20 protein-coding genes, 3 tRNA genes and 7 pseudogenes are annotated in these 26,798 nt (G+C 37.3%); 13 read left to right on the top strand and 17 right to left on the bottom strand.

The window, feature by feature from the left end:
• Positions 1–37: 37 nt before the first annotated feature.
• From ACFINK_RS04240 to ACFINK_RS04190, 11 genes and pseudogenes are all read right to left on the bottom strand, one after another.
• A pseudogene (locus ACFINK_RS04240) lies at positions 38–495 on the bottom strand (antA/AntB antirepressor family protein).
• A 592-nt stretch (positions 496–1,087) separates the two neighbouring features.
• Positions 1,088–1,628, bottom strand: a pseudogene (locus tag ACFINK_RS04235) (hypothetical protein).
• Positions 1,629–1,670: 42 nt separating this feature from the next.
• A pseudogene (locus ACFINK_RS04230) lies at positions 1,671–1,990 on the bottom strand (hypothetical protein).
• Positions 1,991–2,157: 167 nt separating this feature from the next.
• Positions 2,158–2,409 (bottom strand): type II toxin-antitoxin system PemK/MazF family toxin, encoded by a 252-nt coding sequence (locus ACFINK_RS04225; protein ID WP_375682744.1) that lies wholly within the window; start codon positions 2,407–2,409, stop codon positions 2,158–2,160.
• Positions 2,410–2,488: 79 nt separating this feature from the next.
• Positions 2,489–2,707, bottom strand: a complete 219-nt coding sequence (locus tag ACFINK_RS04220; RefSeq protein WP_375613730.1) for an AbrB/MazE/SpoVT family DNA-binding domain-containing protein — start codon at positions 2,705–2,707, stop codon at positions 2,489–2,491.
• A gap of 233 nt (positions 2,708–2,940) precedes the next feature.
• Positions 2,941–3,286: pseudogene (locus ACFINK_RS04215) on the bottom strand (hypothetical protein).
• A gap of 276 nt (positions 3,287–3,562) precedes the next feature.
• Complete coding sequence (locus ACFINK_RS04210) at positions 3,563–3,751, bottom strand: hypothetical protein (protein ID WP_375613729.1); 189 nt, start codon at positions 3,749–3,751, stop codon at positions 3,563–3,565.
• 4 nt (positions 3,752–3,755) lie between these two features.
• A complete protein-coding gene (locus ACFINK_RS04205; RefSeq protein WP_375638318.1) occupies positions 3,756–4,331 on the bottom strand; it encodes a hypothetical protein in 576 nt (191 codons plus the stop codon).
• 95 nt (positions 4,332–4,426) lie between these two features.
• Entirely contained in the window at positions 4,427–4,672 is a 246-nt protein-coding gene (locus ACFINK_RS04200) for a hypothetical protein (protein WP_375613727.1), read from the bottom strand.
• A gap of 198 nt (positions 4,673–4,870) precedes the next feature.
• Positions 4,871–5,185, bottom strand: a pseudogene (locus ACFINK_RS04195) (hypothetical protein).
• 527 nt (positions 5,186–5,712) lie between these two features.
• Positions 5,713–5,798 (bottom strand) — tRNA-Leu (locus ACFINK_RS04190).
• Between the two features lie 146 nt (positions 5,799–5,944).
• Here ACFINK_RS04190 and ilvA point away from each other — a divergent pair.
• The 3 genes from ilvA (at position 5,945) to ACFINK_RS04175 (ending at position 9,461) form a co-directional block, all read left to right on the top strand.
• Positions 5,945–7,222 (top strand): threonine ammonia-lyase IlvA, encoded by a 1,278-nt coding sequence (ilvA, locus tag ACFINK_RS04185; protein WP_375612449.1) that lies wholly within the window; start codon positions 5,945–5,947, stop codon positions 7,220–7,222.
• Between the two features lie 35 nt (positions 7,223–7,257).
• Positions 7,258–7,788, top strand: a complete 531-nt coding sequence (locus ACFINK_RS04180; protein WP_375638347.1) for a hypothetical protein — start codon at positions 7,258–7,260, stop codon at positions 7,786–7,788.
• A 290-nt stretch (positions 7,789–8,078) separates the two neighbouring features.
• Positions 8,079–9,461: a DEAD/DEAH box helicase gene (locus ACFINK_RS04175; protein ID WP_375638317.1), complete on the top strand. Its 1,383-nt coding sequence runs from the start codon at positions 8,079–8,081 to the stop codon at positions 9,459–9,461.
• A gap of 1,372 nt (positions 9,462–10,833) precedes the next feature.
• Here ACFINK_RS04175 and ACFINK_RS04170 read toward each other — a convergent pair.
• Positions 10,834–10,908, bottom strand: a tRNA-Asn gene (locus ACFINK_RS04170).
• 184 nt (positions 10,909–11,092) lie between these two features.
• On the opposite strand from ACFINK_RS04170, the gene ACFINK_RS04165 reads away from it, so the two are divergent.
• The 6 genes and pseudogenes from ACFINK_RS04165 to ACFINK_RS04140 all read left to right on the top strand — a co-directional run bounded on the left by ACFINK_RS04165 (position 11,093) and on the right by ACFINK_RS04140 (position 18,920).
• Positions 11,093–11,166: transfer RNA gene (locus ACFINK_RS04165), tRNA-Cys, on the top strand.
• 220 nt (positions 11,167–11,386) lie between these two features.
• A complete protein-coding gene (locus ACFINK_RS04160; RefSeq protein WP_375613722.1) occupies positions 11,387–12,061 on the top strand; it encodes a protein-L-isoaspartate O-methyltransferase family protein in 675 nt (224 codons plus the stop codon).
• A 66-nt stretch (positions 12,062–12,127) separates the two neighbouring features.
• Positions 12,128–13,420 (top strand): TolC family outer membrane protein, encoded by a 1,293-nt coding sequence (locus ACFINK_RS04155; protein ID WP_375613721.1) that lies wholly within the window; start codon positions 12,128–12,130, stop codon positions 13,418–13,420.
• 253 nt (positions 13,421–13,673) lie between these two features.
• Complete coding sequence (locus ACFINK_RS04150) at positions 13,674–14,228, top strand: DUF2497 domain-containing protein (RefSeq protein ID WP_375612445.1); 555 nt, start codon at positions 13,674–13,676, stop codon at positions 14,226–14,228.
• Between the two features lie 137 nt (positions 14,229–14,365).
• Complete coding sequence (locus ACFINK_RS04145; protein ID WP_375638316.1) at positions 14,366–17,089, top strand: valine--tRNA ligase; 2,724 nt, start codon at positions 14,366–14,368, stop codon at positions 17,087–17,089.
• 1,040 nt (positions 17,090–18,129) lie between these two features.
• Positions 18,130–18,920: pseudogene (locus ACFINK_RS04140) on the top strand (tetratricopeptide repeat protein).
• 102 nt (positions 18,921–19,022) lie between these two features.
• On the opposite strand, the gene ACFINK_RS04135 reads toward ACFINK_RS04140, so the two are convergent.
• From ACFINK_RS04135 to xth, 5 genes are all read right to left on the bottom strand, one after another.
• Positions 19,023–19,769 carry an amino acid ABC transporter ATP-binding protein gene (locus tag ACFINK_RS04135; protein WP_273791447.1) on the bottom strand — a complete coding sequence of 249 codons (747 nt, stop codon included), beginning with the start codon at positions 19,767–19,769 and terminating at the stop codon, positions 19,023–19,025.
• Positions 19,770–19,780: 11 nt separating this feature from the next.
• A complete protein-coding gene (locus tag ACFINK_RS04130) occupies positions 19,781–20,497 on the bottom strand; it encodes an amino acid ABC transporter permease (protein ID WP_375612443.1) in 717 nt (238 codons plus the stop codon).
• Between the two features lie 2 nt (positions 20,498–20,499).
• Positions 20,500–21,252 carry an amino acid ABC transporter permease gene (locus ACFINK_RS04125; protein WP_375612442.1) on the bottom strand — a complete coding sequence of 251 codons (753 nt, stop codon included), beginning with the start codon at positions 21,250–21,252 and terminating at the stop codon, positions 20,500–20,502.
• A 141-nt stretch (positions 21,253–21,393) separates the two neighbouring features.
• Complete coding sequence (locus tag ACFINK_RS04120) at positions 21,394–22,299, bottom strand: transporter substrate-binding domain-containing protein (protein WP_375621442.1); 906 nt, start codon at positions 22,297–22,299, stop codon at positions 21,394–21,396.
• Positions 22,300–22,422: 123 nt separating this feature from the next.
• Positions 22,423–23,205: an exodeoxyribonuclease III gene (gene xth / locus ACFINK_RS04115; protein ID WP_375638315.1), complete on the bottom strand. Its 783-nt coding sequence runs from the start codon at positions 23,203–23,205 to the stop codon at positions 22,423–22,425.
• 485 nt (positions 23,206–23,690) lie between these two features.
• Between xth and rpsL the strand changes: the two genes are divergently transcribed.
• The 4 genes and pseudogenes from rpsL to ACFINK_RS04095 form a co-directional block, all read left to right on the top strand.
• Positions 23,691–24,062 carry a 30S ribosomal protein S12 gene (rpsL, locus tag ACFINK_RS04110; protein WP_005773262.1) on the top strand — a complete coding sequence of 124 codons (372 nt, stop codon included), beginning with the start codon at positions 23,691–23,693 and terminating at the stop codon, positions 24,060–24,062.
• 18 nt (positions 24,063–24,080) lie between these two features.
• Positions 24,081–24,551, top strand: a complete 471-nt coding sequence (rpsG, locus tag ACFINK_RS04105; RefSeq protein ID WP_015856589.1) for a 30S ribosomal protein S7 — start codon at positions 24,081–24,083, stop codon at positions 24,549–24,551.
• 24 nt (positions 24,552–24,575) lie between these two features.
• Complete coding sequence (gene fusA / locus ACFINK_RS04100; RefSeq protein WP_375607436.1) at positions 24,576–26,660, top strand: elongation factor G; 2,085 nt, start codon at positions 24,576–24,578, stop codon at positions 26,658–26,660.
• 62 nt (positions 26,661–26,722) lie between these two features.
• A pseudogene (locus ACFINK_RS04095) lies at positions 26,723–26,798 on the top strand (GTP-binding protein); the annotation flags it as partial.

The following is a 26,798-nucleotide window of genomic DNA, read 5'->3' as shown; positions in this document are numbered from 1 at the left end:
CAGATCTTGCTAAAACGCGTTTAGCTTCTTTTGTAACTTATTTGTAATGATCAAGCTCTTTTTTGATTTCATCTATTTTTAAAAGACGACCAAAGATGATACCTATGATTTTAGAATAATTTGTCAAAACATGTTGGCGAAGATAGTAAAATCATCAAAGCGTTTATCACTATCATAATTAGTAGATTGGCTTTTTAGTTTCTTTTCACATTCAATAAAATAATGGCGTGCTTGGCGTCCTTTCTCATTGCGTTCAACCATTGAGAGCTCTTTCGCCATGTCTAATATGATGTGATATTCTGTACTTGGACGACCACCTTTAGGTTTCGCTAAAATTTTAGCGAAACCTATAAAGGCCTTATTTTCTAGGAAGCTGTACTCCTCAATGTGATTTTTTATCCAATTTCTAAATTCCGATTTAACTTCCAAAAACGTATGCAATTCACGCGCATTAACAGTTTGAACGGTTTTCGGATCAATGACTTGTTCTGATATTTTTAAGAATGTTCATAATGAACTCCTATCGATTAGACGTTCCTTAATGACACTCTAAAAGAGTGCTGGGCACTAAGAAAAACGGCATCTAGTCCGTCGTTACGCCTTTCCCCGAAGGGTGTTATATAGTATAGCCACACCTGACAAAGCTATTATATGCATGTAGCATACAATGAGTTAAAGCTTTTAAATTGCGGAAGATTAGTTATTTCGGCAACTAATCCGCTAGTTGTTTTGAGGCACCTGATTCGAAAATACCTATTACTATAGAATTGTTCAGCAACAAAAATTACTTTTTGCTAAGAAAACGTTTCACATACTGTACAGTGTACATATTGAAATTGTTATCTATCAATGAGTTAAGTGTACAATGTACAGTCAAATTGAAAATTCTGTCGCTAGCGATAGTTCGCACTAGCCTGTCCCGCAACGAAGCCAACCCGCTGGGAAGTACTTTTTACATTGATTTTATTGACTTTTTTATGGAAAAACAAAGCATAAGTGATAATCTGTTTTTAAAATTGCAATCAAAGTGTGTAATGCATAAACTCATAAGGATATGTAAGATATAGATAAAGCTTGAGAACATGATCTAGCCTTTCTTATTAGCAGCGTATTCTTGACGAGAAAGTTGTCTCTGTATATTTTTGGTTAATCTTTCATTGGCATATTGTGCAATAGCACTTGTAATCTCTGGCTTTGACATCACCCTAGCAATTGAGGGTTCCTCTTGTTTTGCAATGGGGAATTGATCTCCATCCGCTCTTTGAAAAACATTACCCTTCATCTTTTTTAAATCAACACGCTTTGGAAAACTCCCATCCTTGATAAAAACATGGGCAAGATTTGTTTTTTTCCAAACAGTTGTGTAAGTCACGCCGCGTTTTGTTCTTTTGCTTTAAAAAATTTAAGAAGTATCGGTGTTCCAGAACGAATGATATCTGTCTCAAGAAACCTTGCTGTCGCCTTTTCTTTAATATAAATACCTTGCTTAACATGCTTTGATTGGGCAGATGTAACATCGGCAATTTGCTTTTCAGTAAAGCGTTCGACTGTTTTGCTGCGGTGTTTAGAGCATTACGCAAAGCCCAATTAAGGTGTGGTGCTTGAAGACTGGTGAAGGTATCCTTCACCTGTTGAAGATACCATTTTTGGTGGATGATTAACTTCAACGTCTAAGCCTTTTTAAGAGTAGGTGTTGATGGCTTGGAAGCTTTAGATGCTTTTGGTTTTTCGAGTAAGGTTTCTTCAGTCATTGGTTCAGATAATGTTTGTGCTACTTCTTGTTCTATCTGCTTAATTTGTTCAACTGTCTTTTTAGGTTTTGCTGTTGTTTTGACGTCAACAAAAGGTTTTGCAGCATTGGCGCGCTTGAGACGTGCGTAGACCTGATTAGAAACTTCAACAAATGGATTATTGGGGGTAATGGTTCAAAGCGAACAGCGCTTTTATTGTCTCCAACAACACACATTGACGTAGTGATGACAGCTTTCATTATGGCTCCTTTTGAGTCATAATTAATGACATCATTAGTCAAATATTGATTTTTATTCTGTGAAAAATTGATTAGCTGATTGTCAGCAGAAAAAAATCATGATCTTATGCTTTTTTACTTTTTACCTAAAGTTGGTGTTTTTAAACATTTAAAAGTGTAGAAAAAATTCAAGTAAGAAATGTTGATAACCTTGCTAAGACTTCATCCATAATTATATATGGAATAGTTTCCATTCTTTTTCCATTACGCGCTACTATATCTAAAGCACGCGGTTGGTCACAGCGTATCACACCTGTTGTATGCAGCCCTGTTCCCACCAATGAAACAGCAAAGCCTGCTATTCTAGCAAAATTTCCTCCACTCGTAATGGGCAAAACAATGGGTGTTTTTGTTAAACGATTAAACGCCTCCGGTGACACAATCAGTACAGGACGCGTTCCTTTTTCTCATAGACAGAGGTTGGGTCAAGCGATACAAACCAAATTTTACCTCGCTTCATTACAAGAGCTCTCTGCCAATAAGCTTAGCATCAAACCACTCTACATCTTTATCCGCAAAATCGTCCGAAGGATTACATTCGGCTAACAATTCTTCAAGAGTGTAATTTTGCGATATTTGTGGTTTTACAACCAATTGTCCATTATCAATAGCCAAACCCACTTGCATATTTTCAGTAAGATGAAGAACATCAAACAATGCAGGCGGTATAGAGAGCATAACGGATCCTCCAACTTTACGTAATTTTGTTGTGCATAAAACGCCCTCTCTAATATTATATAAAAATATAACATAAAGTCCATGATTCAATAGCTTTTAATGCTTTTGTGCAAATGTTTAAGAAGCGCATTTAGAGCAATACGCAATATACTCTGAATAAAGTCAATATTTTTTTAATTTCTGAAAAACATAAAAATATAAAAGTTATAATACCAAACAAGGCTCTTAGCTGCTTATCTGTAAACATATTTATTTCTTGCGGTTTTCGATAATTTTTTGATCTCTCTGTTGATCTCGTCTATAAGAGGTTCGTAATTGAGAATGCTTTTCGGAATATCACCACCGTAAACCCATGCTTTTACTTGCGCTTTGGTACTAAAATCCGCATTCTTAGGTGTTTTGTAATACTGACCACCATCAAACTTTTCACACTCTCTTGTGCCGTCTTCGTATTCGTAGAGGTTGTAAAAATACTCCTCTGTCCCATCCCCCATGGGGCATACCCACTGCCGTTGCAACAAACCTCTTTCGCATGGGTTGTTTACGGTTTTTTAAGAATAGATGTTTTAAAATGAACATACTTTAATCCTAATTTTACAAATTTGTCTATTTGCCTCAAATTTGACCGTACAGAGCGTTTTATAAGATAGGTTTTTTATCATAAAATCTTTAAATCACTCTGTACGGTGCCATTTTGTCGATTTAAATGCACATCCAATCACAAAACGATCAGCAATTTTCATTAGTTTGCTAATTTGCAGTGTTTTTCACTTGCTTTTCAACCAACGTGAGTGGTCTTGAATTCTCTCTCATTGCCTTTTCTTTCAGCCTTTTTTCACGGGTGTTCAAAACAGCCTAGTGTACAAGATTGGCTTTCGTCAAAAGACTATTTTTCAAATCACGACATAATCTTACTAACTCACGAGTGCTTGGAAAAAACGTATCCGATAAACCTTCTAACTCATCGCATAAAATCCGTTTAACCGTTTTTATGAGTGACCACGCAGAAACACTTTCCAAAACCATTCCATAGGTAAGCGCCATACCTTCATGATCTGTCTGTTGCGAAATTTTTAAACCACACCGAAAGCATCCGAATTGCCTTGGTTATGTCCTCTTTACTCACTTTTATTGAAAACAATTCGTGAAGTTGATCACACGCTTCTAAGGCAATCGCTTCCTGCTGTTGTGTCAATGCTTGCCACTTTTCAAAACTAAAGGAAACTCCAGAGTTATCATCTCGTGAATGTGTTTCAAAGTGACCTCGAGGCCCGATATCAAGGATACTGTCTGAGATGCGTTCATCTACACTTTTTTGCCTTTGAGAGTGATTTCCATAGTTTTTTCCGTTCTCTAAATCCTCGATAGCTTTTTGCACCCAGTTGCGCCACATTGCTTTCCAATCCGTTTTGCGTGCATCTTTGCCTGTTCTAGCTTTCCAAAAATCTCGAAATTTTGCCATTTCGGCTTTGATACGCTCTGGAGGCAATCCCTCTTCGATTGCGAAATCATAAACAGGTTCGAAATCATCAGGGGTACGACAGCCACTGTCATTTCTAACCCGTTTAGCTTTTTTCGTAATGTTCTCTTGCTCGTGAATGGAAGGTTGGTTTTCTACACCCATTTCGATTTGCTCTGATGTGGTCTCAACAGCAGCAACCTATGTTAGTTCGTCAACCTGTTCGTTTGTTTCTAAATTTTCAGAAGCAGTTTTTTTTGCTAAAATGATAGTTTTAGTTTATATATATTCTTATTCTGGTTCTTTATAGCTTGATTTTGCTTAGCGTTTGCTTCAGCAAAATCATTAAAATGTTTTTTATAGCGTTTTTTATTGTACACCTTTTTTCCAGCCTCACTATGAATTTGCGATATGGGCGCTTTTTTATCAGTAAAATCTTTTAGCTCTTCTTCAATGCGCGTATTCGACAAACCATTATCTTTCTCAAGAAATTTACCATTCTTCATGAGATATTCGACAATAGTTGCAAACTTTTTTGCGAGCAATTGCAAGCGCGGGCAAGCATTTCAAAATCTGTTTTAATTGGTGCTTTTTTGTCATATATGCGAATGAAAAGCGTTATATAAATGCCCCTTTGTTCTCATGTCATTCCATCTATCTCACTGTTCCAGTCATTCAAAAGGAATCTTATCCATGGCATTGCATTAGACATGCGCATTCCCTTCTTTAACTAAATATAAAATTGCTAAAGCATTTGCTTCGTTGTCATCTTTTGGATTGTATTCTTTTGCACACACCGTCTTAATCATCTTTTCTTGTGAGGCATTGACTTTATCTGTTGTGATCTTCATTTTTGTAAGCCATTGCTGAAAACGCAAATAGCGCCTACTATCGCCTTGAAAACGAAAAAATTCAAAATTGACAAGTGCCACTTGTTATACTGCTGTCTACACGAGAAATCGCCCAGCCTGTCTTAGATCTAGATCAAGGTAGAGAACGGTTTGTGTATTGATGATCATCTTCCCCCATGAAGGCTGTTGCGTATTTATATGTGCGCTATGACAGAGCGTGTTGTGATTGCCTGTTTTGAAAAAATGGTCGTGAGAAAGTACTTGAAACTACTTTTGGGCCAATTTTTTACTGCCATTCGAGGAAAAATAATCTTAGAAGCAGTTGATTTTCGAATTAACTCTTCTTGTTTTTGAATCACATCTTTTTGTGCACGTATTATTTCAGCTTCTTTATCTATTATTTTGTCTTTTGCATCTATCTCTTTTCTGAGCTTTTGCGTCGTTTTACAAGAGTCATGAAGAGTATAAGTCAATCCCAAATTAGCAATATTGATTGCCTCTCCATCCTATAAAGACGAGGAGGAGGTCAAAGTGCTAAAAAGGTATCTCAAAAAGCAGCAATGATTCGTATTTTAGTACCACCGCGGTGCCGTCTTATAGCGTTATAATAAAGTTACGAAAGGTGGTTTAGAAGGTGCTTTAATTTTTTTTGATTTTTAATAAATCATTGGAAAATAAGAGAGATTAAGATAATCTGGTGCGGACGGCGGGACTTGAACCCGCAAGGTCTTCGACCGGCAGATTTTAAGTCTGCTATGTTTACCGTTTTCATCACGTCCGCGATGTGATTTCTCTCATAAGCTATATCTTTTATTGAATCAAGAATTAATGACAAAAGAAACATTTTTCATTTTTTAGTGAAATTTTGACTGACAATAGTTTCCTTTATCGATAGAAAAAGCTTTTATAATGTAAATAAAGTATGAAATGATTAGTGTTATGAGTCAATTTATTCAAGACGTCACAAAAGCTATGGTGGGATTGCATCACGTGTTTGCTGAAACACCACTTCAAAGAAATGATTTTCTTAGTCAAAAGTATGATGCAGAAATTTATTTAAAGCGTGAAGATTTAACACCGGTGCGGTCTTATAAGATTCGTGGTGCTTTCAATTTTGTTTCAGAAATGCTTAGCTGTATATCACCAGATTCTGCATTTGTTTGTGCTTCAGCGGGGAATCACGCGCAAGGGGTTTCTTTTGTTTGTCGTTATTTTAAACGTAAAGGCGTGATTTTCATGCCTATGACAACGCCACAACAAAAAATTGAAAAAACACGTATTTTTGGTAAAGAATTCATTGATATTCGTTTGGTTGGTGAAACATTTGATCAATGTTATGAAGCTGCGCAATCCTTTGTCGTAGAGAGCGGTGGTGTAATGGCTCCACCTTTCGATGATATTCGCATTATTACAGGGCAGGCAACAGTGCTTTGTGAAGCAGCTTTACAATGGAAAAAACTCAATGGAGAAAGTGAGCCAGATTTGATGATTGTGCCGGTAGGGGGTGGTGGTTTGGCAAGTGGAGTGAGCAAGTTTTTACATGAATATGGTTGGAAAACAAAGCTTCGTTTTGTTGAGCCGCAAAGAGCTGCAAGTTTGCTTGCTTGTTTGGAGAGTGGAAAACGCGTCAAGCTTGAAAGCATTGACACTTTTGTAGATGGTGCTGCTGTGGCTGAAATTGGTGCTCTAAACTATACAATTCTAAAGCAATTTCCCCCTGATTCTGTCATTACGGTTCCTGAAAACCGCGTTTGTTCTACGATGGTTGAAATGCTTAATGTTGAAGGTGTGGTTCTTGAACCGGCTGGTGCTTTATCGATTGATGCGCTTAACAGTATTCCTCCTCAAGAGTTAAAGGGGAAAAAAATTCTTCTCGTTATTTCAGGAGGTAATTTTGATTTTGAGCGTTTGCCAGAAATTAAAGAGCGTTCTTTACGTTTCCAAGGGTTGAGAAAATATTTTATTTTTAGTTTTCCGCAACATCCTGGTGCATTGCGTCATTTTCTTTCCACATTATCACCAGATGATGATATCGTACGTTTTGAATATCTTAAAAAGTCAGCGAGAAACTTTGGTTCTGTATTGGTTGCGATTGAAACAAAAAAATACGGTAATTTTTGTCTTTTAGAGGAAAAATTTCAAGCGTTAGGTTGGCGTTATCGTGATATTACTGATGATCAAACGTTATTTGATTTTGTTATTTGAGAAACTGAAATTTTACTAAAACAAGAAGTATAATGATGAAACCTATTTTTTATTCGGTGCTGAGTCTATTTTTCTTTTTGATTGTTAATCAACAGAGTTTAGCATCTCAGCCAACAATAGTACAAAAAGATGAACTTTCAAGAGTCGTTGTTGATGTCAATAATGCTATAAAAAATGGGGATTTTATGCCCATTTCTCGTTATATGCCTGAGCGGCTTTATAAAGAGATGGCACATCGATTGAATACAACAGAGAGTGCTTTACGTAGTGATTTTCTTCAACAGTTGCATAAGAAATTTGAGGGGGTGCCTTCTGGTGCTTATTATTTAGATAAAGAAAATATAGAGTATTTACAAACTGATAACGGTACTTTGTATGCTTTAATTCCAACAGTTCTTGAGATGAAAGATCGCATCATTCAATATAAAACTTTGGCGATTTTTGATAAAACACAATGGTATTTAATTTATGGCGGTCAAAAAACTTTACAAAATCCAGTTTTTCTCGAGATTTATCCTGATTTTATCAAGGTACATTTACCGATGGACACAATCATCAAAAAGTAAACGATCTAAATATTGTTTTTATTCATGATAAATGTATTTCGTAAAGTTCTTGCTTTTTTATCATAATCCAAAGATAATAGAGATGAAGGCATTTAGGCTGGTTTGTTGGCTTTTTGTAAAGTGAAGTTTATACGCCTTTATCTTGATTTCAAGGTGTTCATGAGTTGCGCAAGCCGCTTTTTAGGCGTTGCTTCATTTAAAATGTCAGGGATTTCTCTTGCGCGGATTCTTGAGTGGAGAGTTCAGATGGTTACTTCTTTTGAGTTCTTCAGCTAAGGAAAGATTTTATTTTGCCTATAAAAGAAGAAAATGTTTTTACAAAGTTAGGTTTGCCTACTCTTTTGATTAAAAATTTACTCATTGCTGGGATGAGTAAACCTAAACCTATACAAGAACAAGCTATTCCAGTTATGTTGAAAGGACACGATATTTTAGGTGTTGCTCAGACAGGTTCTGGAAAAACCTTGGCATTTAGTTTGCCTATTTTAAGTCAGATTTTGGCTTTAGGTGATAAACGCTGCCCTAAAACTGCACGCGCTTTGATTTTAGCTCCAACGCGTGAACTTGCTGTTCAGATTGATGAAACGATTTGCACTGCGGCGAAAGGAGCACATCTTTCAACATGTCTTATTTTTGGGGGCGTATCACGTTTAAAACAAATTAAACGTATGGAAGCAGGTGTGGATGTTTTGATAGCGACTCCAGGGCGTTTGAGAGATCTTGTTCGTGAAAAGTGTGTTGATCTTTCCCAATCTCGTTTTTTGATTTTGGATGAAGCAGATCGTATGTTGGATATGGGTTTTATTCATGATGTTAAGCAAATTGCAAAGCTTTTGCATCAAGAACGTCAGACAGCACTCTTTTCTGCAACAATGCCGAGGGAAATTGCTGTGCTTGCAAAATGTTTACTCAATGATCCGGTTAAAATTGAAGTTGTTCCTCAAGGTACTACGGCTGTAGAGATTTGCCAAAAATTATATTGTGTTCCTACGAATGAAAAAAAGAATGTTTTAAGTAAACTTTTGACAAATCCAGCTTTTGATTCGGTTATTGTTTTTACTCGAACTAAACATGGGGCAGATGCTGTCACACGTAGTTTAGAAAAGGTAGGATATTTAGTCGCAACAATTCATGGAAATAAATCACAAGGTGCTCGCCAGTCTGCTTTAAAAGCTTTTCGTGAAAGATCTGTGCAGATCCTAGTGGCAACAGATATTGCTGCACGCGGTATTGATATACCAGGGATAAGCCACGTTATTAATTACGACTTACCAGATGAAGCTGAAAGTTATGTACATCGTATTGGTCGTACAGGACGTAATGGCGCATCTGGTGTAGCACTTACGCTTTTTGATGAGAAGGTAGAAAGGTCTCGCCTGTGTGCTATAGAGCGCTTGATTCGTATGAAATTGGTGGCTGAGGCTGTTCCAGAACAATTTGCAGCGTTTCCAGAAAAGCCAATTGTACGAGAAAGTAAAGAAAAAGAAAACGATAAGGAACGCCGTTTTAAAAAATCTAAACGTCAAAAACAGTTTTTAGGTCGAAAAGATGATACCGCACAGTTGCAGCGGAAGAATTCTTCACCTCAAAATGAGAGGCATAAAAAAGCAAAAACAGTAGTAAAGCGTGCAAAGCCTCTTCGTTTTCGAAAATCAGTTAAGAGGGCTGCTTAGATAAAGTCTTGAAAAAAGATCATGTACTGGAGATTTTTTACTTTTGTTGATTTATTCTCAATTGAAAAGAGCTATAAAATACTCTTGTCAAAGTAAGAAGATCCTTTAGAGGTTTTCATTTTTTAGAAATGAAAACTTCTAACTTTTTGGATTTATTAAAAATCTTTATTGTAGAGGCAATTATTTATTTGCTTTATTCCTATTTTTTTAAATGGGAATAAAAGTAGATTTTATTTATATAAAACTATTTTTATAAAGGATGTGTTTTATCTTTAATGATAACTTTTAATTTTAAAAATTGATGTCTAATAATAACTCATTGTTTTATATATTGAATAATTCATTATATCGTATTTTTTTCATTTTGAAGTTATTTATGCGGATCAATCAAAAGTATTCGCTTGCACGTTATGTGTGAAGTTGTCATATAGATAATCATTTGAAAAATAAATAAAATAATTTTTATAAACTCTTTCCAAGGCAATGGGGGATTGCTGAGATTGAGAGTTGGAAAATAGTACGATGGTATGGCTTTTATTATAAATAAAGATGGGGCTGATCAATCGATTTCATTTTATACCATTTACGGGGGTGTCATTGTGAAAGAGTCTTGGCGGATTTAAGAGATATCTCTTTAAAAAAGCATGTGACTGCATAATACAATAGCGAGAATGTCATGATTTCTGAAGGCTTTCTCAGGATTCTTAACAATTTAGCTCGTTATTTTGGTTTTTACTGTAAAACTATTATTTGTGGGATATAAAGTATTTGGGGGATATAAAGCCTATAAGATTTTATGTATTAAATGTTTTATGACAGTGTGGTGAACAAGGCAAGGTTGTTTGTAAAGCGTTGAAGTGGTTAGTAGGAGAAATAACCTGTTAGATAAGACGTCGGAGTGTTTACAGACTTGTTTTATGTTTTTTTGCTTTTAGGATGGGGAGGGGGTTATGTGGGGTGTATGGAGATAATATATGACCTTGATTATTGTTTCTTCCATTTTTCAAAATGATTGCTTCATGAGCAGGTTTTTAAGTTTAACTCCTTTATTAAGTAGAAATCATTCTTTCTTTGGAAAAAAATATATGAGACCGATTCATTGCTGATGGAGCTTAATAACTCATCTCTGATGAAAGAAATCGTAATTTATAATGTGCAAATAATTGCTGTGTCCTCTTATAAAGGCGCGGTAGTTTGAAAAAAGTATTTAAAATGAATCAATCGCTTTTTGCGTTCATTGCAAAAAACACATCCCGTAGGATATTGCGTTTCTACTTTATTGCAAAAATCCTATTCCATTACTTTTATTAACGAATCCCTCATGTCTAAAAACTTTAGAAAAAACAATAAACTACGTGGAATAAAAGAAAAGTGGCTCCCCGGGCCGGATTCGAACCAGCGACCAACCGGTTAACAGCCGGTTGCTCTACCGCTGAGCTACCGGGGAATGGTGCCCAATCATCTCGTTGAAAAGGCTATAGCAAAGCAATACTGATTTGCAAAGGATAAAATTACTTTTTTTAAAAAAATATGATAAATTGTGTAATAAGAGGAAAAAAGGCGAGAGAATATTTCTACACCTTGACGGATGCGTTGCCTTCCCTTATTGAAACCTTTATGTTTGTTGACGAGGCCTCGTGGCGGAATGGTTACGCAGAGGACTGCAAATCCTTGTATCCCGGTTCGATTCCGGGCGAGGCCTCCAGCCGATTTTAAACGAAACGGCTTTTAAGGGAGATGAGGTATAGGAAAATAGATTATTTCCCTCTATTCTTGTGAAGACACTTTTGTATGAGAGATTATACAGTTAAAATCTAATTGTTGACTGTAGTATCCTTTTTTGTAACGCCCATAGTTTAAGAGATCTTTATCCCTTATTGTCGCTGTTTTGTTTGTTTTTTGTAGGTTAGGAGAAAATATTCGTTATGGTTGCAGATTTTGCTGAGCTTCGTCGCAAAATGGTTGACAATCAAATTCGTACAGTCGATGTAACGGATTTATCAGTTCTTGAAGCCTTTTTAACGGTATCTCGTGAAGATTTTGTATCGGAAGATATGAAAGTGTTAAGTTATCTTGATACTGATATTGTTCTATGTCCAGAGCAAGATGGGGTTCCTGCACGCTATTTGATGAAACCTGCGTCTCTAGCGAAATTACTACAGCTTGCCGCTGTAAAATCATCAGATGTTGTTTTAGATATTGGTGCAAATAGTGGTTATTGTGCAGCGTTGCTTGCAAAACTTGCAGGGTCTGTGATTGCGCTGGAAAGTGATAAATCTCTCTTTGAACGTGCTCTTGAAGCTTTAGAACGGAATCAATGTGATAATGTGGTTGTCGTTCATGGTCCATTAGAGAAAGGATATGCCGTTGAGGGACCTTATGACGTGATTTTCATTGAGGGATCTGTTGATTTTATTCCTCAAGGTATCTTTGATCAAATGAAAGACTGTGGACGTCTTGTTGTGGTTGAAGGGCATGGAAATGCTGCTGTTGCACAAATCTATATAAAAGAAGATGGGATCATCTCGGCTCGTCGTGCTTTTAACCTCGCTGTAAAGCCTCTTCCTTGTTTTTTCAAAACACCTGGTTTTGTGTTTTAGTGCTTGTTTGTTTTGTGAATAAAAGATAATTTTGTAATTTATTTGGGGTTTGTTATTGTGTGTATTATGTTTAGAGTAAACAAGAAGTTTCAGGCGTGTTTATTGCTGGTGTTGAGTGTTTTTCTATCAGAGGCTGTTTGTGCTGAAACATTGATGGATGCCTTTTCTAAGGCTTATAAATATAATGCTAAGTTGAATAGTGAACGTGCAGCTGTGCGTATATCCAGTGATGATGTTGTCATTGCGCGATCGGGGCTATTGCCACAGGTTGAGGGGGTTGGGAACTATGGGCGCAATAAGTCTTTTACAGGTCCTTATGTCACTTCTGGATCTATAGGAGTGAGATTAAATCAAAGATTATTTGATGGTTTTATCACGCAAAATATCTTTTCTTCAGCTCAAGTTAAGTTGCAGGCCCAGCGTGAATATCTTCGTAATGTTGAACAAAATACGTTTCTGGAGGCGGTGACCGCTTATGCTAATGTCTATCACGCACGTCGTGTTGCCGATCTTCGGAGAGAAAATTTGGCAGCTCTTGAGGAACAAGTTCGTTCAAATAAAGCAAAATTTGATGTGGGTGAAGGAGGGCATGTTGATCTTGCTCAAGCTCAAGCTGCACGTTCCGTGGCGGTTTCAGAGCTGAGTCTTGCTCGTTCTGATGTAAAAGCAGCAGAGGCAGTGTATCGACAAGTTATTGGTTCTGATCCTGAAAAGTTAAAACGCCCACCTGTAGCCAAAGATTTTCCCGTCAACCTTGATATGGCTTACCAAATGAGCGTTGTGATGCATCCAGCAATCCTTTATGCTAAATATTTAGTCGATGCGAGTGTTTATAATGTAAAGGCGAAAGAAGGGGCATTGCTCCCTAAAGTTGATTTTTCTGCAACTGCATCTTATAATCGAATCTACAGCGGGGTTGGAGAAGATGGCGTTTCTAAATCGATAGGGTTGTCAGTAAGTGTCCCAATCTTTGAAGGAGGGCGTACGTCTGCGCAAATTCGCCAATCAAGGGAACAGCTTGGACAGGCGCAGCTTCAACTCGATTTGGCGCATAGTAATACGCGACAAGCACTTACTTCTGCTTGGTTTCAGTTGGAGGGCGCACGCTCATCTGTTGTTGCTTACCGTGAAAGTGTTCGTGCTGCTGAAATTGCTCTGAAAGGTCGTGTTCAAGAAAATCGCGTAGGGCAAGCAACGACGCTGGATGTTTTAAATTCTCGTACTCTATTGATTAATGCTCAGATTGCGCTTGCAATGGCAGAGCGTAATGCTGTTGTGGCGAGCTATAGTGTTCAATCTTCTATTGGTAAATTGACTGCAAGTTATTTAGGTTTAAAAACAATTAAATATATCCGATAATACATAAAAGTATCTCTTTGAATCTTATTAAATTATTTTAGTTTTTAAAAGATTAGTAAATCAACAGTTGAATATGTTGAAAGATATTGCGGCGAGATATTATTTTTACTAAGTGTAGAAAACTGTGTGTAGCGCCCTCTTTATGACAAGCATATTTGAAAATATCGTAGGAGGCATGTTGATCTTATAATTCTTTTGCATACACTGAAAATATGATTCTATTTGTTGTTGCGTCTTTGAGAGGTTGTAAAGTATGGTACAGAGTTCAAGCGTGTTACGTGAGCCAAGTATGGATGAAATTTTAACATCTATTCGTGAAATAATCGAAGAAAATGCGGTTCAATCTGATCACTTTTTAAATGAAGATGTTGCAGTGAATGCTTCAGAAGTTGCATCCGAGGGTATTTATGATACAACCTTATCGGTTGATGATGCTATGAAAGCTTTAGCTGATCGTATTGGTCTTTCTTCTGAAAATCAAGGGGGGAAGATAACGCAAGAAAAAGAGGATATAGAGGCAGAAAATAATACAGTTGGTATGGATATGCAAAAGATGAAGCTTTCTTCTGAAGAACGGAATTCTGTTTATAAAGCAAAAGAATATGAAGATGAGATAAGGAAATCACAGTCAGACGCAGGAAGGGATGGTCATGTGGAATTGTCTGCATATTGTATTTCTTCTGCAGAAAAGATTGCAAAGGATGTGTTGCGTCCGGCTATAGCAGAATGGTTACAGTCTAAATTGCCTATTTTGCTGGAAGATATTTTGCGTGAAGAGATTGTGAAGGCGATTAAAAAATCGTCTTAATTATTTTTATGTTTTTCATTTTATGGGGATTTTGTTTGCGATTTTGCGAGCTCTCTAGTGAATGGCTGAGATTCACGAGATTCTGATCAGGTTTTGATCATATATTGTGTTTTTCAGCGGCGTTATGGATGGATAGAATGTTAGAAAAAAACTATGATGCTTCCTCTATAGAGCAACGGGTTGCAAAGAGATGGGAGACTCGTGGGGCTTTTAAAGCGGGAGCTGGTTCTAAAAGCGATGCAGAACCTTTTTGCGTTATGCTTCCACCTCCTAATGTTACAGGCTCACTTCATATGGGGCATGCGCTCAATACGACAATTCAAGATATAATAGTTAGATTTCAGCGGATGCGTGGCAAAAATGTGTTGTGGCAGCCTGGTATGGATCATGCTGGGATTGCTACGCAAATGGTTGTGGAACGTCAACTTGCAGAACGTCAAGAGCCAACGCGTCAAGAAATGGGGAGAGAAAAGTTTATTGAGCGTATTTGGGAATGGCGTTATGAAACTGGAGGCGTTATTGCAAACCAGTTGCGTCGCCTTGGGGTTTCATGTGATTGGTCGCGTGAGCGGTTTACAATGGATGAGGGGTTGTCGCAGGCGGTTCGTGAAGTCTTTGTCACGCTTTATAAGCAAGGGTTGATATATAGGGATAAGCGCCTCGTCAATTGGGATCCTAAATTGTTGACAGCTATTTCAGATCTTGAAGTTGAGCAAAAAGAAGTTCAAGGACATTTGTGGCACTTTAGATATCCACTTGAAGGTAAAATTTTTGATCCAAATGATGCGACAACTTATATAACAGTGGCGACAACACGACCAGAAACAATGCTTGGTGATACAGGAATTGCTGTTAATCCTGAAGATGAGCGTTATAAAAATCTTATCGGTAAAAATGCTCTTTTGCCGCTTGTTGGTCGTAGGTTATTAATTGTTGGTGATAGCCATGCTGATCCTGAGGCTGGAAGTGGTGCTGTAAAAATCACACCGGCTCATGACTTTAATGACTTTGAAGTAGGACAGCGTAATCATTTACGCTTGATCAATATTTTTACCCAGCAAGCCGAGATTTTTCTTCGTGAAAATGAAGCATTTTTCGATGGTTTGATTTTATCAGATGAATTAAAAATGTTAGTAGAAAATCTCGATAAATCTGATCGTTTTGTTGCTCGCCAGAAGATTGTTTCTTTGATGGAAGAACAGGGATATTTAGCTTCTGTTGATGATCATACCCATATGGTTCCTCATGGAGATCGCAGTGGTGTCCCTATTGAGCCTTTTTTGACAGATCAATGGTATGTTCATGCTGCTGAATTAGCAAAGCCAGCGATAGAGGCTGTTCAACAAGGCAAAACGCAGTTCGTTCCAGATAACTGGAAAAAGACGTACTTCAATTGGATGGAAAATATTCAACCTTGGTGCATTTCTCGCCAATTATGGTGGGGACATCAGATTCCTGCTTGGTATGGTCCTGATGGAACGGTTTTTGTTGAAAAAAGTGAAAAAGAGGCTTTAGATTCAGCTTTTGCTCATTATGGTGAGGTTGTTGAATTAATCCGTGATCCGGATGTTTTAGATACTTGGTTTTCATCAGCTCTTTGGCCTTTTTCAACATTAGGATGGCCAAATAAAACGACTGAATTATCTACTTTTTACCCAACATCTTTATCTGTGACAGGATTTGATATTATTTTTTTCTGGGTTGCTCGTATGATGATGATGGGACTTCACTTTATGGGTGACGTTCCTTTCCCAACGGTTTATGTGCATGCTCTTGTACGGGATCAAAAGGGTGCAAAGATGTCAAAATCAAAGGGAAATATTATTGATCCCTTAGAGCTTATTGATCAATATAGTGCTGATGCACTTCGATTTACTTTAGCTATTATGGCAGCACAAGGTCGTGATGTAAAACTTGATGTTTCCCGTATTGCTGGTTATCGTAATTTTGCTACGAAATTGTGGAATGCTACCCGATTTGCACAGATGAATGGTGTGAAGCATGATCCAGCTTTTAAACCAGAACAAGCAAAACTGGCGCTTAATCGTTGGATTTTAACAGAGTTATCTAAAACAATTTCAGCAGTTACGACTGGTATTGAACACTATAAATTTAATGAGTCAGCTGCCACTCTTTACCGTTTCATTTGGAATACATTATGTGATTGGTATTTGGAGCTTCTCAAACCTATTTTTCAGGGGGAAAATGAAGATGCTAAAAATGAGGCTCAAGCTTGTACTGCTTGGGTTTTAGATGAAGTTTATAAACTTCTTCATCCTTTTATGCCTTATATGACGGAAGAGTTGTGGTATCTTACAGAAACGCAAGCCATCAAGCGTGAGGATATGCTCGCATTGACAAAATGGCCAGAGGAAACATTGATAGATGAAGAAGCTGCTGATGATATTAATTGGCTTATTGATGTCGTCACAGGGATTCGGTCTGTACGTTTTGAAATGAATATTCCAGTGGCGACACAAGCACCTCTTGTTGTTGTTGAAGGAGGGGAAGTAACGCGAGAGCGTGTGAAGCGTTATGATGCACTTCTAAAAAAATTAGCGCGTATTGAAGTTATTGATTTCTCTGATAAAGTTCCGGAAATATCAGCACAAATGATTTTGGGAGAGGCTGTTTTTTGTTTACCATTAGGACAGTTGATTGATTTGGAGGCTGAACGTGTTCGTTTGAGGAAGGATGTCAGTAAAATTGAACAAGATATTGAAAAAATATCGCTTAAGTTAAACAATCCCAAATTTATAGCAAATGCAAAAGCAGAAATTGTTGAGCGTGAGCGGAACAGGGTTGTAGAACTGCGTGCAGCGCAGAAAAAAATATTTGTTGCTTTAGAGCGGTTAGATTGATTTCAACTTTTTATTTTTTTGATAGATAATTGCATACCAGTAGGGCTAGTATAGATCTTCTTTAAAAGGAAACTTTTTCTTTTGTTAGTTTTTCATGAACGATCATAAAATCTCTACTGAAATCCATTGTTTTATGTTTATCATTAAAGAGACATCTTTTAAGGCATCCAAGCCTATTCCACGACGTAGATCATGAATGGTATAACGGTAAATCTATTGAGCTTCCCTTCTTTATGCTTGTGAAGTAACAAGCGCTGGGGGCACCATTCTGTCCAATATCCGGACAACCCTTAGCTCAAACCGTTCGTAAGAGGCATTTTTAGTTCTTTCTTACACAGAGTTTTTATCCACATAGCTCTCTCTACTTGTAATGTGCAAGCGGATGGTTTTGATTGATTTAACATGGAACAGGTTTGGAATGAGAGAATCTTACGATATTCGAGGTCCTCATTCAACATGCAAAATGGTAAAGTATCATTATAAATCAATATCTTGTTTTATTTCTGTAAAATATCATCATTTAGAGTAGCAATATAAGGCATGTAAAATTACACATGTGGTATTTTTGTATGTAGTGGTGAGTATTCTGAGGTAGAACTTGTGTGTAAAGTATGAAGTAACCCCATGTGAAATGATGTTAGGTGCAATCCGTTAAACAAAAAGCTGTATTGTTTATAGATTGACGGAGGCAAAAAACTTCATCTTTAAGGTGGTAAGGCAGTCGTGAAGTTATAAGTTAACTATCATCATTATATTTATCCATCTTTCGTATTGTTTTTTATACTCAAACGTTTACCATTCATCATGTATTCTCTTCGTTCTCAAGTTGCTGTTTAATGCACGTTATTCTATTGAACGATTTTTGCTCATACGTATAAAATTTTAAGATCGATAAATCCTATTGGATGGTTTTTATCTATTTGTTTTTTCTTTTAAAATTTTTACTTTAAAATTGCGTATGCTTCTTACTAAGAAAAAGAGTTTAAATATCTACAAAGAAATTTGTAACAGATATAATCATTAAAATTGAGGTAGGGGGAATGGTTAATAGGTTTCAGATATGGAAAAAAGTCACGATTGTTGTGATTTTAGAGGGATTCTTTTCGACTGTTTATGTAATAGATGTCAATAGCTTGCAAGAAGCGAATGATGGTTCGTTTTATTTTTTAAAACGTGGCATGTCTGTTTATAAAAATGGGCATATAACTCAGGCTATTGCAGCATTACGTTGTGCTGCTAAGAGAGGCTATATTGGTGCGAATTGGAAACTTGGCTCTATCTATGCAAACGGTGATGGTGTCCCTAAAAATGATTATAAGGCATATAATTTTTTTGCATATATTGTTGAAAAAGGTGCTGATCTTGGTTCAGAGGATGAAAGTTATGTTTCTGATGCATTGATTAAACTTGCCGGATACATAAAAAAAGGTATTCCTCAATCACCTGTGAAACCTGATCCTTCTTATGCTTCTCATCTTTATATGCAGGCTGCGGTAAACTATGGAAATCCTAAAGCTCAGTATCATTTAGGAAAAATATTTTTAAAGGGAGAGGGAAGGGAGAAAAATCTTATACAAGCAGCACGATGGTTTCAACTTTCAGCAAAAAAAGAAAATCCTTCTGCCCAAGCAATGCTTGGAAATATACTGCTTAAAGAAGGAAAAATTGTCCGTGGGGCAGCAATGTTAACTGCTGCCTATAAAAAGCTAACGTAAAAGACGAAAATTGGATTCACCCTTTGCAAGAAGAGGCTTTTGCTCTTTGTAATGAATCTGAGAGACGTACAGCAATTTCACTGGTTGTTGAGATTTTAAAGAATAACAGTTTTTAAACATCTGATTGTAATATTTTTACATTCTCTCATCTTATATTAAACTCTGTTTTCTTGTATACAAGTTCATAGTAAAGATAGCTTTTTTTGATAATCTAACGGCTAGTGACTTAGGATTTTAGACAAAAATTCTTGCGTTCTCGGTTTTCTTGCTTGCGGATCAGAAAAGAACTCTTTAGATGAGCAGTCTTCAAGAATTGTTCCTTGATCTATGAAAATAACACGCTCCGATACTTTTTGTGCAAATCCCATTTCATGGGTTACACAAATCATCGTCATACCTTCTTCTGCTAAGCTAATCATGACATCGAGTACTTCACCTACCATTTCAGGATCTAGAGCAGATGTTGGTTCATCAAAAAGCATGACAAGTGGATCCATAGTTAAGGCACGTGCAATAGCAACACGTTGTTGTTGCCCTCCAGAAAGTTGACCAGGATATTTATCTTTGTGTTCAATGAGTCCAACGCGTTCAAGATATAACAATCCACGTTCAAGTGCTTCTTTTTTGCTTCGTTTTAGGACTTTGATTTGTGCAATTGTCAAATTTTCTGTGACAGATAAATGGGGGAAAAGCTCGAAGTGTTGAAACACCATTCCTACCTGACTTCGCAATTTAGGCAGATTCGTTTTTTTTGAATGAACTGGTATTCCATTAATCCAAATTTCACCTTTTTGAAAAGGGACGAGAGCGTTAATAGTTTTAATGAGTGTTGACTTTCCTGAGCCTGATGGACCACAAACGACAACGACTTCTCCTTTATTAATGTTGGTTGTACAGTTTTTAAGGACTTTAATTTCGCCATACCAATTAGAAACATTTTTTATTTCGATCATATGAGTAGACATTTTTTTTCCTGTTAGCGAATAATGGATACTTTTTTTTGTAAATACAAAACTATTTGTGACAGTGTAAAACAGATAACAAAATAGAAAATAGCTGCTAAGATATAAGCTTCTTGCTTTACACCAAAATTATTAGCAGCAATATCAAAACCATTCAAAAGGCTATGACCACTGATGGCATAAACAAGGGTTGTATCCTGAAAAAGGATAATAACTTGTGTTAAAAAGACTGGAAGCATATCTCTAAAGGCTTGAGGAAGAATGACAATGTACATACTTTGCCAATATGTCATTCCAAGAGCTTGTCCTGCATATTTTTGTCCTTGCGGAACTGAATTGATTCCAGCACGCATAATCTCAGCAAAATAAGCCGTTTCAAATGCGGTAAAGGTAATGAGTGCTGATTTATTTGCACCAATGGATATACCAGTTAAAAAAGGCAGAAGCACGAAAAACCATAAGATAACCATCACAAGTGGTATTGAACGCATAGCTGTTATGTAACTGATTGCAAACCAAGAAAGAAGTTTTATGGAAGAAAGGCGCATCATTGCTAAAAGTGTGCCGAAAACAAACCCCAATACCGTTGCAAAAAGAGTTAGAAAAACGCTAAAGAGTAAACCTGATAAAATGTAAGAACGAAATACATCAAAGGTAAAAAAGGAAAAATCAAAGTCGGAAAAATTGAAAGGAAAATAAAGTCCAAACTGAGAGCTTATGAAATTCACCATATTCAATTTCCCTTTGTTTGAAAATTAGGAATTTTGAGTATTTGTTCAATGACTGTCATCACAATGAATACGAATAAGGCTATTAGAATATAAAGGATCGTAACAAGCAAATAATTTTCGTAAACATGGCTTACTTCTTCAATTGTTTGGTATTGAAATTGCATGAGCTCATTTATTGAAACGGCGAATGCTATAGATGAATTTTTCACAATCCCCATTGCTTCTGAAGTAAGAGGTGGCATAATTGCACGTATAGCACGTGGTAGTATAATATAGCGATAACTTTGATAAGTTGTAAATCCCATTGCCATAGCAGCATAGCGTTGTCCAGAAGGAATCGCTTCAATGCCTGAACGAACCTGTTCAGCAATGCGTGCAGATGTAAAGAATCCCAATGCGCATGTTATTAAGAGAATGGGGGAAAATTTCATCGCTGGTGGATAAATCTTCGGAACAACAAAATACCACAAAAACACTTGTACAAGGAGGGGAATATTACGCATAATCTCTACCCAAATAGTACCGATAGTGCGAAATATATAATTGATTATGGATGTTTTGGGTAAAGTGCGCATTGTTCCTATAATAACACCACACAATACAGCTAATATAAGTGAAGTGATAGACAATATAATTGTATTTTTTAAGCCATCGAGAAGTGTATCTAAATAGGTATGACTTACGCCGGGAGTTCCCAAGCATCCTGTTACCAATGTTTGAGTAAGGTCATCTCTACAAAGGAAAGAAAAGTCCATTAATTGATATTCCCTCAAATTAGTCATTCACAAATAGGACAATAAACCACGCGCATCTACATAGTCCAGATTTATTAAAAAGTGAATTAAAATATAAACCACACTCAATTTCAAAAGAGTGTGGTTCTTCTTTATTAAACTCTATAAATCTTTTTCTGCGTAGCTTTCTCGAGGCTTATTATTTGGGTGATCCCAAGCATATCTTGTTTGTTTTGATAAGGGAAGGTTCATAACAGTGTTAGCAGGTGGGATCGGTTTCATAAACCACTTATTATAAAGCTTTTCCAGTGATTCATCTTTAATCTGACGTACGATACTATCGTTGATTGTTTGTTCAAATTTTTTGTCATTTAATCTGAGCATACAGGCAATAGGTTCGACTGAAAGTACAGTATCAAGAATGACATAATCAGATGGATTCTTTGATTTAGCAATATGTCCAGCAAGAATTGAAGCGTCCATGACAAAAGCATCTGCCTTACCAGATTCTAATAATAAAAAACTATCTCCGTGATCTTTCCCCTTTAAAACTTTAAACTGAATGTTTTTTGCACGTTTATTTTTACGAATAAGTTGAACAGATGTTGTACCGGTGGTCGTTGCAACTGTTTTTCCATTTAAATCCTCAAGAGATTTAATGTTAGAGTTTTTCTTTACAGCAATCCGAACCTCTTCAATGTATGTCGTATAAGCAAATGCTGCTTCTTTACTGCGGGCAATATCATGTGTTGTTGAGCCGCACTCAAAATCATAGGTTTTATTTTTTAAGAGAGGAATTCTATTTTGAGAAGTGATGGGAAGATAATGAATTTTAATTGGTTTACCAATTTTTTTTGAGATATCATCAATGATCCGTTCTGCCATTTCTGTATGAAAACCTACATATTTATTATTACCAAGGGCGTAGGCTAAACCAGATGATTCACGGACACCTAAAGTAATTTCCCCTGTTCGTTTTATTTTTTCAAGAGTATCATGTTCAGCATGCGCGAAACTTGAGAATCCAATGGCCGTTGCTGCAATAAGCATTAATAATGATTTCTTCATTTATGTCCTCCATTCATTTATTTTTATTTTATTTGCTTAAGATATACTGTTTATATGCTGTAGCATAGTTATTATTTTGAGTGGAATTTTTTTGTTGTCTCATGAAATGAGGATTTTACTTTCTTAATTGATATTAAGGTGAATCCAAACAGGAACGTGGTCGGATGGTTTTTGATATCCCCTTACTTCTGTTTGGCTATGAGCGCAAATTAATTGATCAACAGCTTCTGGTGATAATAATAAATGATCAATGCGAATCCCATTATTCTTAGGCCAAGCACCTGCCTGAAAATCCCAAAAACTGAAGGAGGGAGTATCGGTGACATTCCGGATAGCATCATAAAAACCTAAATGAAGCATACGTTGGAATGCTTTTCTTGTTTCTCCAAGAAATAAGGCATCTTGATACCATTCTTGAGGTTTTTTTGCATCTAATGGAGTGGGGATGACATTATAATCACCTGCTAGAATAAGAGGTTCTTCATACGCAAGCAATGATTTTGCATGTGTATATAATCTTTCCATCCATTCTATCTTATAGGAATATTTTTCACTCTCAATAGGATTCCCATTTGGCAAATAGAGAGATGCAACACGAACAACACCTTTGTTTGTTGAATAAACAGCTTCAATGTAACGTGTTTGTTTATCATTATCATTGCCTGGTAATCGACGGATCACTTCATCTGGTGTTTTTTTAGAGAGAATCGCAACGCCATTAAAACTTTTTTGTCCGTGTGTTTCTATATGGTAACCTAAATTTTCAATTGTATCGCGTGGAAAATTTTCATCAATACTTTTAATTTCCTGTAAACAGACTATGTCCGGTTGGCTTTGCTGCAGCCATTGACATAATGTTTCATGTCGCGCTTTTATTCCAGCAATATTCCACGTTGCTATTTTCATGGTGCTCATCATTAGATATCAAATATGCAATTCAATTTACTGCTATGTTTTACTACAGTCATATCGCTACTTTTTTATTTATAGGGATATTACTTATGGTAAATTGATTTATCAAGAGTAGCGGTAAAAGCAAATTTAAAGCTTTAAAATTTAATTTATTTTCATTTTTAAAAACTTTCTGCTGTTTAGTTCTTGACGAATGTACGTGTTCTCGCTATTAGAGATGGACATAACCGATGTGAATGTAATCAGGTGTTTTGGATATGAACCGGATTATTCACAGGTGTTAAGAAGATTAAAAGCAAATGCTAGTGCAAAAGGCTATTGCCTTCTCTGCTTGTGGTCGGGTAAACTGTTTTTTGCAGGTGTGCCCGATTTTGTGTGTAGACTTAGATATCTGCTCCGATTTTGTTGGGGTAGATAGAGATGAAAATAGAAAAGCCCGATTGGGTGAGACGAATGTAGATCGAAAAGAGGAAGGTTGCATGCCTACCGTAAACCAGTTGATTCGCAAGCCGCGTGTAGCGCCAGTTAAACGTAATAAGGTTCCTGCTCTGCAGTCGAATCCGCAGAAGCGTGGTGTTTGTACGCGTGTTTATACGACAACACCGAAGAAACCTAATTCTGCTCTTCGTAAAGTTGCTAAAATTCGCTTGACGAATGGATTCGAGGTGATTGGTTATATTCCTGGAGAGGGACATAATCTTCAAGAGCACTCTGTTGTAATGATTCGTGGTGGTCGTGTGAAAGATTTGCCAGGAGTTCGTTATCACATTATTCGTGGTTTGCTTGATACGCAGGGTGTCAAGAATCGTAAACAGCGTCGTTCAAAGTATGGCGCAAAGCGTCCAAAATAATATTGAGAGACAAAGCCAATGTCCCGTCGTCATAGAGCAGAAAAGCGTGAGATTAATCCAGATCCAAAATTTGGTGATTTGGTTATTATGAAATTTATGAATGCCATTATGTTTGATGGTAAAAAATCAGTTGCAGAGCGTATTGTTTATGGTGCGCTCGATTCTGTAGAAAAAAGAGTAAAAACAGATCCTGTGGCTCTATTTCATCGAGCTTTAGAGAATGTTGCTCCTCACATTGAGGTTCGTTCACGCCGTGTTGGTGGCGCTACTTATCAAGTTCCGATTGATGTTCGTCCTGATCGTCGTCAGGCTCTTGCTATTCGTTGGTTGATTGCGGCGGCACGTGGTCGAAATGAAACGACGATGATTGAGCGTTTATCTGGTGAATTGATGGATGCGGCTAATAATCGTGGTTCTGCCGTGAAAAAGCGTGAAGATGTTCATCGTATGGCTGAAGCTAATCGTGCTTTTTCTCACTATCGCTGGTAGAAGTTTTAAACTAAGGCAAATATAATGGCTCGCGAATATAAAATTGAAGATTATCGTAATTTTGGTATTATGGCGCATATTGATGCCGGTAAGACTACGATGACTGAACGTATTCTGTTCTATACCGGTAAGAATCATAAAATTGGCGAGACCCATGATGGTGCTTCTACAATGGATTGGATGGAGCAGGAGCAGGAGCGCGGTATTACGATTACATCTGCTGCGACAACGACGTTTTGGGAAGGGCAGGACGGTCGGAAGCGTCGCTTTAATATTATTGATACGCCAGGGCACGTTGATTTTACGATTGAAGTTGAGCGCTCTTTGCGTGTTCTTGATGGTGCAATAGCCTTGTTGGATGCAAATGCTGGTGTGGAGCCTCAGACGGAAACTGTTTGGCGGCAAGCTGAGAAGTATCGCGTGCCTCGTATGGTTTTTGTTAATAAAATGGACAAAATAGGAGCTGACTTTTATCGTAGTGTGGAGATGGTTGGTTCTCGGTTAGGTGCTAAAGCGCTTGTTTTGCAGTTGCCGATTGGTGCTGAAAATGACTTTGAAGGTGTTGTTGATCTTGTAGAAATGAAGGCTTTAAAGTGGGATGGTTCTATTGGTGCCTCGGCAGTGATAAGTGAAATTCCCTCTGATTTAAAGGAGAAAGCTGAAGAATATCGCGAGAAATTGATTGAGATGGCTGTGGAGGTTGATGAAGCTGCGACAGAGGCTTATTTGGAAGGTGTTATGCCAACCAACGAGCAGCTTGTTTCTCTCATTCGTAGGGGGACAGTAGAAGTTCAGTTTCATCCGGTTCTTTGTGGTACGGCTTTTAAAAACAAGGGGGTGCAGCCACTTTTGGATGCTGTTGTTTCCTATCTTCCTTCTCCAATTGATATTCCGGCGATTAAGGGTATTGATGTAAAGACTGAGGCTGAGACGACACGCGAATCTTCTGATGATGCTCCGTTATCTATGCTTGCTTTTAAAATTATGAATGATCCTTTTGTTGGTTCATTGACGTTCTGTCGTATTTACTCAGGTAAAGTTCAGAAAGGTATTTCTCTTGAGAATACTGTGAAAAAGAAAAAAGAGCGTTTGGGGCGTATGCTTCAAATGCATTCAAATTCTCGTGAGGATATTGAAGAAGCATTTGCTGGTGATATTGTTGCTCTTGCAGGACTTAAGGAGACGACAACAGGGGATACTCTTTGTGATCCTTTGAAACCTGTTATTTTGGAGAGGATGGAATTTCCAGAGCCTGTTATTGAGATTGCAATTGAACCGAAGACAAAAGCAGATCAAGAAAAAATGGGTATTGCTCTTAACCGTCTAGCAGCCGAAGATCCTTCATTTCGTGTTAAATCGGATGAGGAATCTGGTCAGACTATTATAGCTGGAATGGGTGAGCTTCATCTTGATATTATTGTTGATCGTATGCGGCGTGAGTTTAAGGTTGAAGCAAATGTTGGGCAGCCTCAAGTTGCTTATCGTGAGTCAATTACTAAAATGGCGGAAATTGATTATACGCATAAGAAACAATCGGGTGGTGCAGGTCAATTTGCTCGTGTGAAAATTGTTTTTGAGCCTCATGATGGTGATGACTTTATTTTTGAGTCAAAGATTGTTGGTGGTGCTGTTCCTAAAGAATATATTCCCGGTGTCCAAAAAGGGATTGAGAGTGTTATGGGGTCAGGTCCTCTTGCGGGCTTTCCTATGCTTGGTGTAAAAGCGACTCTCATTGATGGTGGCTATCACGATGTTGATTCTTCGGTTTTGGCTTTTGAGATTGCTGCTCGTGCGGCTTTTCGTGATGGGGCAAAGAAGGCTGGTGCACAGCTTCTTGAACCGATCATGAAGGTGGAAGTTGTTACTCCAGATGATTATGTTGGTGATGTTATTGGTGATCTCAATTCTCGTCGGGGGCAGATTTCAGGAACTGAAGCGCGCGGCATTGCAACGGTTGTGAATGCAATGGTTCCTTTGGCAAATATGTTTGGTTATGTGAATACTCTTCGCTCTATGAGTCAGGGGCGTGCGCAGTATACAATGCAGTTTGATCATTACGAGCCTGTGCCTTCAGCTGTTGCTTTGGAGATTCAAAAGAAATACGCGTAATTTCAGGTTGGTAATTAATTTTTAACTTAGTCCTTGGCTTGGACGGAAAATGGAGAGCTCAAATGGCGAAGAGCAAGTTTGAACGAACAAAACCGCATGTTAATATTGGTACGATTGGTCACGTTGATCATGGGAAGA

This window comes from Bartonella sp. AA16NXGY (genome assembly GCF_042197325.1).
GTDB lineage: Bacteria > Pseudomonadota > Alphaproteobacteria > Rhizobiales > Rhizobiaceae > Bartonella.
The sequence above is the reverse complement of the archived record's forward strand: the minus strand, read 5'-3'. Positions and strand labels throughout refer to the sequence as shown.

Bases quoted from the DNA above. Each gene is read 5' to 3' on its own strand.
- ACFINK_RS04210 (WP_375613729.1), bottom strand. From the start codon at position 3,751: ATGGCGCTTACCTATGGAATGGTTTTGGAAAGTGTTTCTGCGTGGTCA.
- ACFINK_RS04135 (WP_273791447.1), bottom strand. From the start codon at position 19,769: ATGTCTACTCATATGATCGAAATAAAAAATGTTTCTAATTGGTATGGC.
- ACFINK_RS04160 (WP_375613722.1), top strand. From the start codon at position 11,387: ATGGTTGCAGATTTTGCTGAGCTTCGTCGCAAAATGGTTGACAATCAA.
- fusA (WP_375607436.1), top strand. From the start codon at position 24,576: ATGGCTCGCGAATATAAAATTGAAGATTATCGTAATTTTGGTATTATG.
- ACFINK_RS04125 (WP_375612442.1), bottom strand. From the start codon at position 21,252: ATGGACTTTTCTTTCCTTTGTAGAGATGACCTTACTCAAACATTGGTA.
- ACFINK_RS04130 (WP_375612443.1), bottom strand. From the start codon at position 20,497: ATGGTGAATTTCATAAGCTCTCAGTTTGGACTTTATTTTCCTTTCAAT.
- ACFINK_RS04150 (WP_375612445.1), top strand. From the start codon at position 13,674: ATGGTACAGAGTTCAAGCGTGTTACGTGAGCCAAGTATGGATGAAATT.
- ACFINK_RS04220 (WP_375613730.1), bottom strand. From the start codon at position 2,707: ATGCTCTCTATACCGCCTGCATTGTTTGATGTTCTTCATCTTACTGAA.
- ACFINK_RS04180 (WP_375638347.1), top strand. From the start codon at position 7,258: ATGAAACCTATTTTTTATTCGGTGCTGAGTCTATTTTTCTTTTTGATT.
- ilvA (WP_375612449.1), top strand. From the start codon at position 5,945: ATGATTAGTGTTATGAGTCAATTTATTCAAGACGTCACAAAAGCTATG.
- ACFINK_RS04200 (WP_375613727.1), bottom strand. From the start codon at position 4,672: ATGAAGAATGGTAAATTTCTTGAGAAAGATAATGGTTTGTCGAATACG.
- xth (WP_375638315.1), bottom strand. From the start codon at position 23,205: ATGAAAATAGCAACGTGGAATATTGCTGGAATAAAAGCGCGACATGAA.
- ACFINK_RS04145 (WP_375638316.1), top strand. From the start codon at position 14,366: ATGTTAGAAAAAAACTATGATGCTTCCTCTATAGAGCAACGGGTTGCA.
- rpsL (WP_005773262.1), top strand. From the start codon at position 23,691: ATGCCTACCGTAAACCAGTTGATTCGCAAGCCGCGTGTAGCGCCAGTT.
- ACFINK_RS04155 (WP_375613721.1), top strand. From the start codon at position 12,128: ATGTTTAGAGTAAACAAGAAGTTTCAGGCGTGTTTATTGCTGGTGTTG.
- ACFINK_RS04205 (WP_375638318.1), bottom strand. From the start codon at position 4,331: ATGGGTGTAGAAAACCAACCTTCCATTCACGAGCAAGAGAACATTACG.
- rpsG (WP_015856589.1), top strand. From the start codon at position 24,081: ATGTCCCGTCGTCATAGAGCAGAAAAGCGTGAGATTAATCCAGATCCA.
- ACFINK_RS04120 (WP_375621442.1), bottom strand. From the start codon at position 22,299: ATGAAGAAATCATTATTAATGCTTATTGCAGCAACGGCCATTGGATTC.